Here is a 16045-nt window from a genome sequence, read left to right as displayed (position 1 = left end):
CGCCGAGCGAAATGATCACATGAGTCAGGATCGGGGACGTCCGACCAATGAAAGTAGTGGACCGGATTCGTGAAGCCATCTTCGCGGGGGACCTGGCGCCGAATCAGCGGCTCATCGAGGCGGATCTCTGCGCCCAGCTCGGCGCCTCCAGGTCGCACGTGCGCAACGCGCTCGCCGACCTGGTGAGCGAGGGCCTGGTGGAGCGGATCCCGAACCGGGGCGCGCGGGTCCGGGCGATCACTCTCGCGGAGGCCATCGAGTTCACCGAGATCCGCATGGTCGTCGAGGGGCTCTGCGCGGCCAAGGCGGCCGTCAGGGTCACCGACGGCCAGGCCGCCCAGCTGCGCTCCATCGGGGAGCGGATGCGGCAGTACGAGGCGTCCGGCGACCTCATCGAATACTCCAACTGCAACAAGGAGCTGCACGCGTTCATCAGGACGATCAGCGACCAGTCGGCGGCCGGCGAGATCATCGAACGCATCCGCGGCAACCTGACGCGCTACCAGGTGCGGCTCGCGCTCCAGTCGGGCCGCGCGGCCGTGTCGCTGCCGCAGCACCTGGAGATCATCGAGGCCATCTGTGCCCGCGACGAGAGCCGGGCGGAGGCCGCCATGCGCGCTCACCTGCGCAGCGTCATCGAGGCCCTGGAGAAGACCCGGCCCGCCACGGAGAACGGAGACCCATGGTGACCGGACGTTCCGGCATCCCCTGCATGATCATGCGCGGGGGCACGTCGAAAGGGCTGTACTTCCTCGCGGACGACCTGCCTGGCGACCGTGAGGAGCGCGACGAGCTGCTGCTGCGGATCATGGGCTCGCCGGACCACCGGCAGATCGACGGCCTGGGCGGCGCCCATCCGCTCACCAGCAAGGTGGCCGTGGTGTCCCCCGGGGACGACGGCTCGGTCGACTACCTGTTCCTCCAGGTCTTCGTCGACCAGGCGCTGGTGTCGGACCAGCAGAACTGCGGCAACATCCTCGCGGGCGTGGGGCCGTTCGCCATCGAGCGCGGCCTGGTCGCGGCGGGGCAGGACACCACGTCCGTACACATCGCCATGGCGAACACGGGGGGCGCCGTGGCCGCGACCGTGCGCACGCCCGGCGGCGAGGTCACCTACGACGGCGACGTCGAGATCGCCGGGGTGCCCGGCACGGCCGCGCCCGTCGTCCTCGACTTCCAGGGCACGGCCGGCTCGACCTGCGGCTCGCTGCTGCCCACAGGACAGGTCAGCGAGGTCATCGACGGCGTCAGCGTCACCTGCGTGGACAACGGCATGCCGGTCGTGGTGATGCCCGCGGCCCAGCTGGGCGTCACCGGCGTGGAGAGCCCCGAGGAACTGGAGAACGACGCGTCGCTCCGCCGCCGCCTGGAGGCGCTGCGCCTGGAGGCGGGCCGCCGCATGGGGCTGGGTGACGTCAGCGACACCACGGTGCCCAAACTCACCATGGTCTCCCCGCCGCGGGCCGGCGGCGCGTGCGGCACCAGGACCTTCATCCCGCACCGGTGCCACACCTCGATCGGCGTGCTGGGCGCGGCCAGCGTCGCGGCGGCGCTGCGGCTGCCGGGCAGCGCGGTCGACGGCGTCGCCGAGCTCTCCGCCGGCCCGCGGGTGCGGGTGGAACACCCGACGGGCTACCTTGACGTCGAGGTCGAGCTCGACGGGCACGACGTGACCAGGACCGGAGTGGTGCGCACCGCGCGCAGGCTCATCGACGGCATCGCCTACCCGCGGTGACCGCGGGCCGGGCCTTCTGGCCCCTGCTCGTGGTCCACGCGATCCTCGTCCAGGTCATCAGCTACGGGCTGCGGCCGTCGCTGTCGTACGCGGTGATCGAGCTGGGGTACGGGTCGGTGTGGCTGGCCGTGCTCGCGGTGATGTTCGCGCTCCCCCCGCTGATCCTGGCGGTGGCCACGGGCCGCCTCGTCGACCGGGTGGGGGAGCGGCCGAGCATGGTGATCGGCGGGGCCGCACTGACCGGCGCCTCGGCGATCGCCCTCGTCGCCTCCGAGCACCTCGCGCTGCTGATCGCCGCCACCGCCCTGCTCGGCATCGGCATCATCTTCTCGATGGTCGCCGAGCAGTCGGCGGTGACCGGCCAGGCGCGGCGGCGCGGCATGGACACCGTCTTCGGGGTCTACACGTTCATCACGTCCCTGGGGCAGGGCGTGGGCCCGCTGCTCCTGCTGATGCCGCCCGCGCCCGGCACCCTCTCGCCGCCGCTGGAGCCGATCGCCGCCGCGTGCGGGCTGGCGAGCCTGGTGACCCTGGCCGCCTCGTTCGGGTTCGGCAGCCATCACCGCGCCACGCCGGAGCCCACCTCCGGGAGCCGCTGGCCGGCGCGGCGGCTGCTCGCCATCCCGGGCATGTACCGGGCGCTGCTGGTCAGCGGGCTGATCCTGGCGTCGATCGACGTGACGCTGGCGTACCTGCCCGCCCTCGCGCACAGCAGGGGCATCGCGCCCGGCTGGGTGACCGCGATGCTCGCCGCCCGCTCGCTCATGACGATGGCGTCGCGCATCAACCTGGGTTCCCTGGTGCGGATGCTCGGGCGCAGGAAGCTCACCGTGGCGGCCTGCGCGGTGTCGGCGCTCGCGCTGTGCGGCCTGCCCCTTCCCATGCCCGTCGGCGTCCTCATCGGCCTCACCGCCGTGTACGGCTTCGCCTCGGGTCTCGGCCAGCCGATGACGATGGTGTGGGTCACCCGGCTGACTCCGTCCGGCACCCAGGGGACGGTGCTGTCCCTGCGGATCGCGGGCAACCGCCTGGCCCAGACCCTGATCCCGGCGGCGTCCGGGGCAGCCGCCGCGGTGAGTGGCGTCTCGGGCGTGCTGCTGCTGACCGGGGCGGCCCTGGGGGTCGCGGCGTGGTCGGCCACGGCGGTGCCCGACGACTGAGATCGTCAGGCGATTCGGGAACATTGTCCCACGTAAGGTTCTGCTGATCCCCTGCGTAGGGACACAATTACCGCATGCCATCCTTCATGCCGCTGGTCCCCGGCGACCCGGAGCGTCTGGGCGGCCTCGACCTTCTCGGCAGGCTGGGCGAGGGCGGACAAGGTGTCGTCTACCTGGCCAGGACGCCGATGGAAGCGTACGTGGCCGTCAAATGGCTGCGCCCGGACCAGTCAGGCGACGAGGAGAGCGTCGATCGGTTCCTGCGCGAGGCGCAGGTCGCCCAGCGGGTGGCGTCGTTCTGCACCGCCGACGTGCTCAGCACGGGCGTCGAGCACGGCCGGCCGTACATCATGAGCGAATACGTCGAAGGGCCCTCGCTGGACCGGGTCGTGCGCCAGGAAGGTCCCCGCAGGGGCCCCGCGCTCGACCGGCTGGCCATCGGCACGGCCACGGCGCTGGCCGCCATCCACGAGGGCCAGGTCGTGCACCGCGACTTCAAGCCGGGCAACGTCATCATGGCCTCCGACGGGCCGCGCGTGATCGACTTCGGCATCGCGCGCACGCTGGACCCGGTGCAGATGACCAGCAGCACGCAGATCGGCACTCCCGCGTACATGAGCCCCGAGCAGATCCGGGGCACCGCGGTCGGGCCGGCGGCCGACATGTTCTCCTGGGCCGCCTCGATGGTCTTCGCGTCCTGCGGGCGGGCGCCGTTCGGCGCCGACGGCACGCACACGGTGATGCAGCGGGTGCTCCACGAGCAGCCCGACCTGGGCGCGCTCGAAGGGCCGCTGCGTGAGGTGGTCGAGCAGTGCCTGGCCAAGGACCCGGCGCGGCGGCCGACGGCCAAGGACGTCATGATGCGGCTGCTGCGGAGGTCGGGGCCCGAGGCCGACCCCGTCGAGGAGGGCGGCGGGCCGGCGGCGACGCCCGCCACCCCGCCGGCGGCCGCCCCGCCGTCCGTCCCCAAGCGGCCCGCGCGGGCGCTGCGTCGCAAGACCGTCGTCGTCGGCGCGGCCGTGGTGTCGGCCCTGCTCCTCACGGCGGCCGGGATCGCGGCGGCCCGGCTGATGACGCCGACCGGCAGCGCGGCCCAGCCGGCCACGCCCTCGGCGTCGGCGCCCGCGCCGTCGAAGGCGACGACCCCGGCGCCGGGCCCCACGGCCACGCCCGCCGACACCGATCTGCCCGGCGGGGCCGAGCTCTTCGAGCGGCCCGCCGACCCGATCAGGCTGATGTCGTACAGCGTCAACAACGAGAAGACCGACGAGGACGTCTATTACGCCAGGAAGGTGCGGCGGGGCACGTTCGAGAAGTACGCCGGCATCCTCGACTCGCTGGTCTCACCCGACGGCCGCTATCACGCGGTCAGGCAGACGGACTACACCTCGGACGGCTATGACTCCGTGCTCATCACCAACGGCGAGACAGGGGTCAGCTTCCGGGTCAAGACCGTGCGCGATCCGCTGGAGAGCACCATCACAGCCTGGTCGAGGGACAGCTCGAAGATCCTGCTCAACGTGACGAAGCCGGCCAAGGACGCGAAGGGCGAGAAGGGCCGGGCCACCACGGGCTTCGCCATCGTCGACGTGGACCGGGCCGACCTGGCCCGGAGCGAGGTGAACGTGGTCGACGTGCACGACGCCACGCTCGGAGACGACGAGTTCGGGTGGGACGCCCGGGGGGAGGGCGTGATCTACTTCCACAAGAAGATCAACGGGCTGCGCTTCTACGACGCCTCCGGCCGACCCGCTCGCGACGTGCCCGGCGTGGGGGCGCTGGAGGCCGGCGCCGAGCTCCAGTTCTCGCCCTCGGGCAGGACCTTCGTGACCGACTGCCGTAACGGGGAGGCCGACGGCGACCACTGCCTCTGGGACACCGCGACCGGCAAGCGGGCCCGTACGTTCTCCTCCGACTGCGACAAGGTGCTCGGCTGGTTCGACGAGGACCATCTCTTCTGCTGGGAGCAGGACAACGGCGCCAACGACGAGATCCAGGTCGTGACCCTGGACGGCAAGCTGGTGCGCAGGTTGCTGGACGTCCCTAAGGACCTGGATCTCTCCCCCCGGTACGCGGCGAACCCCTCCTCATGACAGGGCCAACTTACTCAGGAGTAAGGTTGCCGGGGATACGCAGCGTCGAGACACAATGACGCCATGCCATCCTTTGCACCGCTTGTGCCCGGCGATCCCCCCGAACTGGGTGGCCTGGAGCTTCTCGGCAGGCTGGGTGAGGGCGGACAGGGCGTTGTCTACCTGGCCAGGACACCCATGGGTGCGCATGTGGCCATCAAATGGTTGCGCAGCGACCAGGCGGACGACGAGGAGAGCGTCCAGCGTTTCCTGCGCGAGGCGCAGGTCGCCCAGCAGGTAGCGCCCTTCTGCACCGCGGTCGTGCTCAGCACGGGCGTCGCGCACGACCGGCCGTACATCGTCAGCCAGTACGTCGAAGGCCCCTCCCTGGAGCGGATCGTGCGGGACGAGGGCCCGCGCACCGGCCCCGCGCTGGATCGGCTGGCCATCGGCACCGCCGCCGCGCTGGTCGCCATCCACGAGGGCAAGGTCGTGCACCGTGACTTCAAGCCGGGCAACGTGATCATGGCCGGCGACGGGCCGCGCGTGATCGACTTCGGCATCGCGCGCACGCTGGACCCGGTGCAGATGACCAGCAGCACGCAGATCGGCACTCCCGCGTACATGAGCCCCGAGCAGGTCCTGGGCCGGCCGGTGGGGCCGGCCACGGACATGTTCTCCTGGGCCGCCACGATCGTCTTCGCGTCCTGCGGGCGGGCGCCGTTCGGCCATGACGGGCCCCACGCGGTGACGGACCGGGTGCTCAGGGATCCGCCCGACCTGGGCGTGCTCGACGGGCCCCTGCGCGAGGTGGTCGAGCGGTGCCTGGCCAAGGACCCGGCGGAGCGTCCGACGGCCCAGCAGGTGATCATGCGGCTGCTGCGGAAGCCGCCGGGCGCAGGCGACCCGTTCAGGGAGGTCACCTGGGAACCGCCGCGGGAAGACGGTCAGCCCTTGAAGCGTCCGGAACACGCGCGCCGGCCCGTCGCCGGCGTGGCCGCCGCCGTCACCGCGCTCGTCGTGGTGTCGGGGGCGGCCGGGGTGGCCGTGGGCAAGGCCGTCTACGAGCCCGACCCGCTCGCCGCCCGGCCCGCGGCCGTGACCTCGGCGCCGCCACAGGACACGAGCACGCCGGAACCCGTCGAGACCGAGCCGCCCGGCGACCGGATGACGCTCTACGAGAGCCCGTCCGACCCGATCAGGCTCACGGCGTACGAGGTCTACGACAAGAAGACCGACACCTACGTCGACTACGCCAGGCAGTCGCTGCAGGGCACGTTCGAGAAGTATCCCGCCAACGCGAAGTCTCTGGTCTCGCCCAACGGCCGGTATCTCGCGGAGCGGCCCAAGCTCTACACCGATGACGACTACAGCTCGGTCCTCATCACCAACCGGGAGGCCGGCTCCAGTTTCCGGGTCAAGACCGTGCGCAAGCCGATGAGCGGCTCCATCCAGGCCTGGTCGAAGGACAGCTCGAAGATCCTGCTCAACGTCACCAAGGAGGTCGAGAACGGCAAGGGCGAGGAGGAATGGCTGACCGTGGGCTTCGCCGTCCTCACCGTGGACCAGACCGACCTCGCGAGGAGCGCGGTCAGCGTGATCGACGTGGCCGACGAGGCGATCGAGGACCACGAGTTCGTCTGGGGCCACGACGAGCGGAGCGTGGTCAGCGTCTACGGCGACGACAAGGGGTTACGCTTCTTCGACGTCTCCGGCAAGCGCATACGCGACGTGCGGGACGTCGGGGCGCCGCCGTTCGACGACGCGCAGATCTTCTCTCCTTCCGGCGCCACGTTCGTGACCGACTGCCCGAGCGGCCACGACGGCGACCACTGCCTCTGGGAGTCCGCCACCGGCAAACAGGTCCGCGCGTTCTCCTCCGACTGCGACACGGTGCTCGGCTGGTACGACGAGACGCATCTGTACTGCTGGGAGCGGGACAACGCGAGCATGATCGAGCTCCGGGTCGTGGACTTCGCGGGCAAGCTGGTGCGCGAGCTCATCGAGGTGCGGTCAGGCCCGAGCGTGATCGTGCACTACACGGTCAACCCGTCCAGAACCGGCTGAGCCGGGGACCCCTCCCGCAGGGCGGCGGCTAGCGTGATCCGGTGCATGGAGAGAGGATCGACGACATGGCGTGGACGGTGCGCAGGCCGCAGAGCAAAGTGGACATCCTGCCGAAGGAACTCGGGAACTTCGCCGAAGGGCTTCCCCCGGCGCAGCCGGGCACGCTGTTCGTCCGGGGCAGCAACGGAGGGATGCGCGTCGCGCCGGATGCCGAGTTCGATGTGGTGTTCGGGCGTTGCGAGCCGGACGTCCACGTCTGCGTCGGCCCGAACGATCCGCACGTCAGCCGGCGGCACGGATACATCACCCGCGAGGACTCCGCCTGGATGTTGTACAACCTCGGCAGGCTGCCCATCCGCCTGCCGGGCGCGCGGCTGGTGCTCACCGGCCACCGGACGAGGTTGCCGGTGGCGCACACGCCGCTGTTCATCGTCGCTCCCGAGCAGGAACACTTGCTCGAGGTGCGGATCGTGATGGGGAGGGCCGATCCCGGCCAGGACAACCGCCATGACGCCGACACCCGCAACCCGCCCGGGTGGAGGCTGAGCACGGTCGAGCGCCTGGTGCTGGTCTGCCTCGGCCAGCGCTATCTGCGGCCCGAGCCCTGGCCGCAGCCGCTGACCTGGGCTCAGGTCGCCGACGAGCTCAACCGCATCCTCCCCGGTCAGGGCTGGACGGCCAAGCGCGCCGCCCACATCGTCACCCAGACGCGCAAGCGGCTCAGCCCGAAGGTGCCGGGGCTCCTGGAGGAGGAGATCCCGCCACCGCTGGGCAACACGCTCAACCACAACCTGATCATGGAGCTGCTGGCCACCTCCACGATCGGCCCGTCCGACCTCGTCCTGCTGGACGGGCCGGACACGACGGGGGCTCCGCCCGCCTAGCCGGTGCGGGTGTCCATGGCCCGGTCCGCCTAGCCGGCGTAGCCGGTGATGATACCCATGGTGAGGGCGGTGCGCTCCGGGATGTACTCGACGATGGCGTGCTCGCCGCGGGAGTGGGAGCCCGCCCCCACGGGGCCGAGCCCGTCGAGCACGGGGCGGCCGAGCGCGGAGACGAAGTTGGCGTCGCTGGCGCCGCCGACCCCCGCCTCGCGCAGGTCGAGGCCCTGCTCGATGGCGGCTTTGCAGGCCCTGGCGAACAGGTCTTCCGAGGCCGGGTTGGGGGTCATCGGAGGCCGGTTCCAGCCGCCGGTCAGCGCGATGGACACGCGCGGGTCGGGCGAGCGCAGCGCGGCGAGTGCGGCGTCCACGCGGTCCATCTCGTCGGGGTGGGAGACGCGTACGTCGATGCCGCACGTGGCGCGCCCGGCGGTGACGTTGGTGCCGGTGCCGCCGTTGACGACGCCGACGTTGACCGTGGTGCCGCGCTCGGGAGCGCCCAGTGCGGCGATGTCGAGGATCAGCGCGGCCAGCGCGTGCACGGCGCTGGCGCCGGCCGTGGGGTCGAGCCCGGCGTGTGCCTCGATGCCGGTGGCGGTGACCTGGAAGATGCCCACCCCCTTGCGGGAGGTCTTCACCGCCCCGTCGATCGCGCCCTCGAAGACCAGGGTGGCCAGCGCGCCCTCGCTGGCTCCCTCGATCCGCTCGCGGGAGGCCGGGCTGCCGATCTCCTCGTCGCCGTTGAACAGCAGCCGGACCGAGGGGTGCGGGAGGCCGAGCTCGCGCAGCCCGCGCACCGCCCACACCGCCTGGACCAGGCCGGTCTTCATGTCGAAGACGCCGGGCGCGCTGATGACGCCGTCGCTGACCCGCCATGGCCAGCCGGCGAGGGTGCCGGCCGGCCAGACGGTGTCGTAGTGGCCGACCAGCAGGACGAAGCCGGGGGCCGTGCCGTGGTAGGTCAGCTCCAGCACGTCGCCGTGGCGGCCGCCGTCGTGACGTTGGAGCAGGTCCGGCTTCCCGATGCGGTCGGCGGCCCAGTCGCCGATCTCGTCGAGTGCCCGGTCGAGCAGTGTCTTGTCGTCGCTCGGGCTCTCCAGCTCGACGAGCCTGCGCAGGTCGGCGAGCATGGCGGGAAGGGCCTGGTGGGTCCACATGGGAGCCGGTGTCACTGAAGGATCCTTAATCTAGAGGGAATTACCGGACGGGTACGCCCGGTCCGAGGGGGATGCCGAGGGCCCACCACGCCAGGAACATCAGCGTCCAGGTGACGAGCATGACCAGGCACAAGGGCAGCACGAGGGCCATCAGGGTGCCGATGCCGGCCGACTTGCGGTAGCGCTGGACGAACCCGAGCACCAGCACGAAGTAGGGGCTCATCGGCGACAGCGCGTTGGTGCAGGAGTCGGCGATGCGGTAGAGCGCCTGGGTGGTCTCCGCCGGGATGTCGAGGAGCATCAGCATCGGCACGAACACCGGGCCGACCAGCGCCCACTGGGCGGAGCCGCTGGTGATCAGCAGGTTGATGATCGTGACGATGAGCAGGATGCCGATGAACACCACGGGCCCGGTGATGCCGGCCGCCTTGAGCAGGTCGGCGCCCTTGATCGCGACGATCGTGCCGATGTTGGTCCACTTGAAGTAGGCCAGGAACTGCGAGATGGCGAAGAACAGCACGATGACCGGGGCCATCTCCTTCATGCCGTGCGCCATGAACTCGGGCACGTCGCTGCTCGTCTTGATGGTGCCGACGATGCGCCCGTAGACGATGCCGACGACGCAGAAGGCGACGCCGATCAGCAGGGCGATCGCACCGAGCAGCGGGCCGAAGTCGAGGTCGCCGTTCTCGTCGCGCAGCGGCGAGCCGGACGGGACGATGGCCAGCGCGACCAGCGCGACGATCACCAGCAGCGAGATGCCGGACCAGCGCAGGCCGCGCCGCTCCACGTCGGACAGCTTGAGGTCGCCCAGGTCGCCGACGTCGGCGTCGTCGTCGATCGGCATGCTCTTGGCCCGCTTGGTGAGCAGGGTCTCCGTCACCAGCGTGATGATGGCGGCGAGCACGAACGACGAGGCGAGCGAGAAGAAGTAGTTGGCGAGCGGCGTGACGGTGACGCTCGGGTCGATGGTGTGCGCGGCCTCGGTGGTGATGCCGCCCAGGATGACGTCGGTCGGGGTGACCACGGGGCTGGCGTCGAAGCCGGCCGCGACCGAGACGTACGCCACGATCACGCCGATGATCGGGTTGCGGCCCACCGCGTAGAAGGCCAGGCCGCCCAGCGGGATCAGCACGATGTACGCCGAGTCGGCGGCAGCGTGGGAGATCATGCCGGTGAAGGCGAGCGCGAAGGTCACCCATCGCGCGGGCACGCGGGAGATGCCTCGCCTGAGCACCGCGGCCAGCAGCCCCGACTTGTCGGCCACCGCGACGCCGAGCATGACGGCGAGCACCGTGCCCAGCGCGGGGAAGGTGGCGAAGTTGTCGATGGCGTCGCCGAGCATCACCGCGACGCCCTCGGCGGACAGGAGGTTCTGGGCGACGACCGTCTTGTTGTCGGCGGGGTTGACCGCCGAGACGTTCAAGGTCGCCAGCAACCAGCTGAGCGCCATGAGGAAGGCGCTCAGGAAGATGAACAGCCAGAACGGATGGGGGAGTTTGTTTCCGGCGCGCTCAATGCCATTCAGAACGCGCAAGGTCGCGCTCATCAGGCGCGAGTCTTTTTCCACGGTCAGGGGGGTGGACATGAAGTCAGATATTAACCGCACACGCATCGGATGCGCAAGCGGTAAGCGTCCGTACCGAATCGCCTTCGCGACTCTATCAGAGACAATTAGTCGCGGTGAATGTCAATGGCATTGTGCCATGTCACACTGGTGTGCAACGTTCCAAAAAAGGAAGTGAACGATTGTTCAGTAAAGGCGGTTCATCTTTCAACCGATCAGCCACCTGCTCATATAGAAAGCGGCGATCCCGATCGACGTGGAGAGCAGAAACCTTTTCGAGACCATGCCCGCCGCGAAGGTGACCACGCCGCCGATCACATAGGGATTGGCCAGCGTCAGCTCGATGCCCTTTCCTGACGGCGTGAGAACGGCCGGGAACACCAGCGCGGCCAGCACCGCCGGCGGCGTGTACTTCAGCAGGGTCTCCACCACCGCGGGCAGCTCCCGGCCGGCCAGGACCGCCAGCGGCAGGTAGCGGGGCAGGAAGCTGCACAACCCCATGCCGATGATCAGCAACAGCATGCTCATGCCACGTTCTCCTTCTGCTCGCTCGCCTTCGGCTGGTTCCTCCGCGTCGCCAGCTCGCATCCCGCGCCGACCACGGCGCCGACGATCGCGGCCAGCACCACCCCGAGGTTGTACGGCAGGCCCTGCGCCAGCATCACCGTCACTCCGGCCGAGCCGATGGCCGCCGCGACCCGCCAGTTCGTCAGCCCGATCGCGAGCATGGCGATGAACATGGCGGTCACCGGGAAGTCGAGACCGAGCTTCTCCACGTCGGGCACGGCCGACCCGAGCGACATGCCGATCACCGTGCACGTCATCCAGGTGACGTACAGGAGCCCCGACGCCCCGAGGAAGAACAGGTGCTTGTGGTGGGTGAGCCTGCCGTTGCGCAGGCGGTCGATCGCCACGAAGAACACCTCGTCGATCAGCCCGAAACCGAGCACGATCCGCCAGCGCTGCGGGACCTCCTTGACGTACGGGATGAGGATCGTGCTGTACAACAACATCCGCAGGCCCAGGATGAGCGTGGTCAGGATGATCGCGGGCCAGCTCGCGCCGTCGGCGATCAAGGCGAACCCGACGAACTGCGCGGTGCCGGAGTTCACCGCCATCGCCAGCCCCAGAGTGGCGAACTCCGACAGCCCGCTCGACAGCCCCAGCACACCTCCCGCGATGCCCATCGGGATGGCGGAGGCGAGGAAGGGCATCGTGCTCCTGGCCCCCGCCAGGAACACCTGGCGCGGGGTGGGCGGCGGCGCCCCGGGTGGTGGGTCGGTGGCGGACATGCTCAGAGCTCTTCCTTCCATAGCGTGCGCACCAGGGCGGCCACGGCGTCCGGTGCCGTGCGGCAGAAGTAGTGGCCGGCCGGGCCGATCTCGGCCAGCCGGGTCGTGCTCGCGAAGCGCGCCCACTCCGCGTGGCGCCGGGCGTACCCGGGGGTGAGCGGGTCGTCGGCGGCGTACACGGCGGTCAGGGGCACGCCGAGCGGGGCCGTACCGTCCTGTTCGAGCAGGTACGTGTTGGCGGCGCGGGAGTCGTGCCGGAACACGCCCGCCACGAAGGCGGCCTGGCCTGGGTCGAGCGCGTCGAGCCCGGCGAGCCCCGTGACGCCGGCCAGCCAGGCCACGACCTCGTCGTCGCCCATCGCCTCCGCCTGCCGGATGGACTCGCGGGTGGTGCCGGCGTCGTGCAGCAGCTTGCCGGCCACGACGACGTGCCGCGGCGGGGCGCCGGCCGCCTCCATCAGGCGTGCCGTCTCGACCGCGATCGCCGAGCCGACGCAGTGGCCCCACAGCAGCACGGGAACGCCGACGGTGGCGCGGATCTCGTCCGCCACCAGCCGGGCCGCCTCCCGCACGGACACGAACGCCTCGCCGGGCCGCCCCGCGTCGTGGCCCGGCAGGTCGACGCCGTAGACGGCGATGCCGCCCTCCTCCGGGTCGCGCTCCTCGGCGAGCGCGGCGGCCAGCGGCTCGAAGTTGGCGGCGTCGCCACCGGCGTACGGGAAGCAGACCAGCGCGCACGCCGCCCGGTCCGGGTCGTCCGTCAGGGGCCTGAGCAGGCGCCGGGGGCGGGGCTCCGCGTCGAGCCCGGCCTCCGCTTCGAGGTTGGCCTCGGCCACCGCGCACAGCGGCCCGAGCGTGGAGTTGCGCATCAGGTCGGTGAGCGTCACCAGGCCGCCCATCTCCATGACCACCCGCATCGCCGACAGCGAGCCGCCGCCCAGCTCGAAGAAGTTGCTGTCGAGCGTGATGGACTCCGCCGGCACGTCGAGCACCGTGGCCCAGGCCTTCGCGACGCGCTGCTGCACGGCGCCCGCCGGACGGCCGCCCGAGCGGGCGGCGCTCCGGCCGCCGGAGCGGCGGAAGGACCTGCGCTCCGGCTCGGTTATGAGCTCCACGCGGCCGTTCAGGCGGCGGCCGTGCAGCCCGGTGTCCACCGTGACGCTCTCGTCGCCGGCCGCGACGAGCACGGCCCTGCCGGGAGTGGCGAACGGCACGCGCAGGCCGTGCCCGTCGGCGATCCGCAGGCGGGCGGGGCGGGGGAGGAGTCCCGCCACCTCCGGGGGCAGGTCCTCCGACTCCTCGGCCGCGGCCAGCGCCGCGCTCTCCTCGCCCGGCAGCAGGTCGGCGAGATGGTGCGGGGCGTCGGGATCGGCGGTCATCGCCTCGAACGCCGCCCGGTAGTACGCGCCCATCCTGGCCACCTGCCAGGGTTCGAAGAGATGGGCGTGGTAGTGCAGGCTCAGGCGTACCTCGTCGGTGACGAAGTGCCGGGAGAACTCGGCGCGCAGCACGAACTCGGTCTCCGAGTTGGCCCGAACGTCGAGCAGCGCGAACCCGTCACGCTCCGCCAGCTGCCTGAGCAGGTAGAAATGGGTGAAGTTGAAGGCCGTCTCGAACAGCGGGTCCTGGGTTTCCAGGTCGTGCTTCATCTGCGCCATCGGGTAGCGCCGGGCCGGCAGCAGCTCCACCTCCGACCGGTAGACCTGGCGCACGAGGTCGGCCCAGGAGCCGGCCTCCATGCGGGCGCGGAACGGCACGGTGTTGAGGAACAACCCGATCGCCTCGGTGGCGCCCTCCGTCTCCGGGCGGCCGCTGTGCTCGTACCCCGTGATGACGTCGCGCTCGCCGCTGATCAGCGAGAGCACCTTCACGTGCGCGGCCAGCGCGACGTTCTTTACCGGCACCGACAACTTCGAGGCCAGCGCCACGATCCGGTCCGACAACCCGGCCGGCAGTTCCACCTCGTGGAACACCACGGGGAACACGTCCGGCGCGGCCGAGTCCCTGGTCCTCGGCAGCTCGGTGAAGGCCCCGCCGGCCAGCACATCCGCCCAGTGCGCGCGGTGCCCGGCGTCCGCGAGCGAGCGCCGCTCCAGCGCCACGTAGTCGCGCACGTGGTTGCCGGCCGGGGCGTCCGGCAGGGGCCGGCCCTCCACGAGCCGGTGGTACAGGTCGAACAGCGTGGTGTGCACCAGCGTGATGCTCCAGCCGTCGAGCGCCGAGTTGTGCTGGCTGAGCGTGTACCTGAACAGGTCGTCGGCCAGCACGTGCACGTGCAGCCGCACCAGGCCGGGCTCGGCCCACACGAAGCGGTGCGCCTTCTCCCGCTCCACCCAGTCGCGGTACCACGCGTCCTGCTCCGGTTCGGCCATGCCGCGCAGGTCGGCGATCGACAGCGGGCTCGGCGCGTCCTCGTGCACGAGCTGGAGGTACTCGGTGTAGCCGGTGAGCTGGTAGCTGGTGCGGAAGATCGGGTGGCGGGCGGCGAGGATCCGCACCGCCTGCTCGAACCGCTCGGCGTCGAACGCGCCCTGGATCGTGTAGCTGATGATGTCGTGGTATTCGACGGTGCCGTGCGACAGCTCGCTCTGGAAGACGAGCCCGGCCTGCAGCTGCGTCATCGGGTACGCGTCCACGATCCCGCCCGGGATCTTGGCGCGGTCCTCCGGCTTGAGCAGCTCGAACGGCCGCAGCGCCCGGCCCTCGCCGCCCTCGCCGCCTTCGTCGCCCGCGTTCTCGGCGGCGACCTCGGCCAGCCGGGCAACGGTCGGGTTCTCGAAGAGCTGCCGGAACGTGAAGTCGAGACCGAGGGCGCGGGCCCTGGCCAGCACGGTGACGAAGCGGATCGAGTCGCCGCCGAGCGCGAAGAAGTTGTCGTGCACGCCGACCCGCTCGATGCCCAGCACCTCGGCCCAGACGCGGGCCAGGCCGGCCTCCCTCGGCGTGCGCGGCGCCTCGTACGCGGTGCCCCCGGCGGGCTCGGGCAGCGCGCGGCGGTCCAGTTTGCCGTTCGGCGTGAGCGGCCAGCGCTCCAGAGTGACCAGCCGGGCGGGCACCATGTACTCGGGCAGCGCCTGCCGCAGGTGCTCCTTGAGCTCGTCCTCCGGGATCGGCGCGGCCGACAGCACGTAACCGCGCAGGCCGTCGGGCTCGCGGGCCACGACGACGGCGTCCCGCACCGACGGGTGCCGCCGCAGCCGCTCCTCGATCTCGCCCGGCTCGACGCGGTGCCCGCGCACCTTGAGCTGGTGGTCCATCCGGCCCAGGAACTCGATGGAGCCGTCGGACAGCCGCACCGCCCGGTCCCCCGTGCGGTAGACGCGCTCCTCGCCCGCGTGCGGCGCGGCGGTGAACCGCTCGGAGGTCAGCTCGGGCCTGCCCAGGTAACCCCTGGCCAGCTGGACCCCGGCGATGCACAGCTCGCCCGGCACGCCGACCGGCTGCGGGCGCAGCCCGGCGTCGAGCACGTGGACGCGGGTGTTGGCGACCGGCCAGCCGATCGGCACCCGGGTCTCGTCGCCCCGGCACGCGTAATGGGTGACGTCCACGGTGGCCTCGGTGGGGCCGTACAGGTTCACCAGCCGGGCCGACGGGATCACTTGGCGGAAGCGCCGCACGTGGTGCGGCGCCAGCGCCTCGCCGCTGGCGAACACCTGGCGCAGCGGGTCCGGGCCCTCCTGCGCACCGGACACGAAGTCGAGGAACGCGCCGAGCATCGGCGGCACGAAATGCATCGTGGTGACGCCGTGCCGCCGGACGGCCGCGACCAGCGCCTCGGGGTCGCGTTCCGCGCCGGGCGCCGGCAGGCACACGGCGGCGCCCGCGAGCACGCCCCAGAACAGCTCCCACACCGAGACGTCGAACGACGTGGGAGTCTTCTGCATGATCACGTCGGCGGCGTCGACCGGGTACGCCCGCTGCATCCAGGCGATCCGGTTGACGGCCGCGCGGTGCTCGATCTGCACGCCCTTCGGCTCGCCGGTCGACCCGGACGTGTAGATGACGTACGCCAGATCGCCGGCGTCCCCGAGAACGGGCGGCGGGCTCGTGTCCCGGGCGTACGCGGCCTCGTCCGTCATGTCCAGGGTCGCCACCTCCCCACCCGCCGCCCCAC

11 protein-coding genes are annotated in these 16045 nt (G+C 71.2%); 6 read left to right on the top strand and 5 right to left on the bottom strand.

Annotated elements, in window-relative coordinates; all coding sequences use genetic code 11:
* Positions 1-47: 47 nt before the first annotated feature.
* The 6 genes from E1292_RS17705 to E1292_RS17680 all read left to right on the top strand — a co-directional run bounded on the left by E1292_RS17705 (position 48) and on the right by E1292_RS17680 (position 7918).
* Positions 48-689: a GntR family transcriptional regulator gene (locus E1292_RS17705; RefSeq protein WP_181958245.1), complete on the top strand. Its 642-nt coding sequence runs from the start codon at positions 48-50 to the stop codon at positions 687-689.
* Positions 686-1735, top strand: coding sequence for a 4-oxalomesaconate tautomerase (locus tag E1292_RS17700; RefSeq protein WP_246090176.1), 1050 nt, complete (start codon positions 686-688; stop codon positions 1733-1735). The genes E1292_RS17705 and E1292_RS17700 overlap by 4 nt, the downstream gene beginning before the upstream one ends.
* Entirely contained in the window at positions 1732-2895 is a 1164-nt protein-coding gene (locus E1292_RS17695; protein ID WP_132596307.1) for an MFS transporter, read from the top strand. The genes E1292_RS17700 and E1292_RS17695 overlap by 4 nt, the downstream gene beginning before the upstream one ends.
* A 74-nt stretch (positions 2896-2969) precedes the next feature.
* Entirely contained in the window at positions 2970-4988 is a 2019-nt protein-coding gene (locus E1292_RS17690) for a serine/threonine protein kinase (RefSeq protein ID WP_132596306.1), read from the top strand.
* A gap of 63 nt (positions 4989-5051) precedes the next feature.
* A complete protein-coding gene (locus tag E1292_RS17685; protein ID WP_132596305.1) occupies positions 5052-7034 on the top strand; it encodes a serine/threonine protein kinase in 1983 nt (660 codons plus the stop codon).
* Positions 7035-7075: 41 nt separating this feature from the next.
* A complete protein-coding gene (locus E1292_RS17680) occupies positions 7076-7918 on the top strand; it encodes an FHA domain-containing protein (protein WP_220446904.1) in 843 nt (280 codons plus the stop codon).
* A 29-nt stretch (positions 7919-7947) separates the two neighbouring features.
* Here E1292_RS17680 and E1292_RS17675 read toward each other — a convergent pair whose 3' ends face one another.
* The 5 genes from E1292_RS17675 to E1292_RS17655 all read right to left on the bottom strand — a co-directional run bounded on the left by E1292_RS17675 (position 7948) and on the right by E1292_RS17655 (position 16025).
* Positions 7948-9087, bottom strand: coding sequence for a M20 family metallopeptidase (locus E1292_RS17675; RefSeq protein ID WP_342775669.1), 1140 nt, complete (start codon positions 9085-9087; stop codon positions 7948-7950).
* A gap of 25 nt (positions 9088-9112) precedes the next feature.
* Positions 9113-10621 carry an AbgT family transporter gene (locus tag E1292_RS17670; protein WP_181958247.1) on the bottom strand — a complete coding sequence of 503 codons (1509 nt, stop codon included), beginning with the start codon at positions 10619-10621 and terminating at the stop codon, positions 9113-9115.
* A gap of 225 nt (positions 10622-10846) precedes the next feature.
* On the bottom strand, positions 10847-11167 hold the full coding sequence (locus tag E1292_RS17665) for an AzlD domain-containing protein (protein WP_165974601.1): 321 nt from the start codon (positions 11165-11167) through the stop codon (positions 10847-10849).
* Positions 11164-11931: an AzlC family ABC transporter permease gene (locus E1292_RS17660; RefSeq protein ID WP_165974600.1), complete on the bottom strand. Its 768-nt coding sequence runs from the start codon at positions 11929-11931 to the stop codon at positions 11164-11166. Before E1292_RS17660 ends, E1292_RS17665 begins: the two co-directional genes overlap by 4 nt.
* 2 nt (positions 11932-11933) lie before the next feature.
* Positions 11934-16025: a non-ribosomal peptide synthetase gene (locus tag E1292_RS17655; protein WP_132596302.1), complete on the bottom strand. Its 4092-nt coding sequence runs from the start codon at positions 16023-16025 to the stop codon at positions 11934-11936.
* Positions 16026-16045 lie beyond the last annotated feature (20 nt).

The sequence above is a fragment of the Nonomuraea deserti genome (assembly GCF_004348685.1).
In the GTDB taxonomy this organism is placed as follows: Bacteria; Actinomycetota; Actinomycetes; order Streptosporangiales; family Streptosporangiaceae; genus Nonomuraea; species Nonomuraea deserti.
The sequence above is the reverse complement of the archived record's forward strand: the minus strand, read 5'-3'. Positions and strand labels throughout refer to the sequence as shown.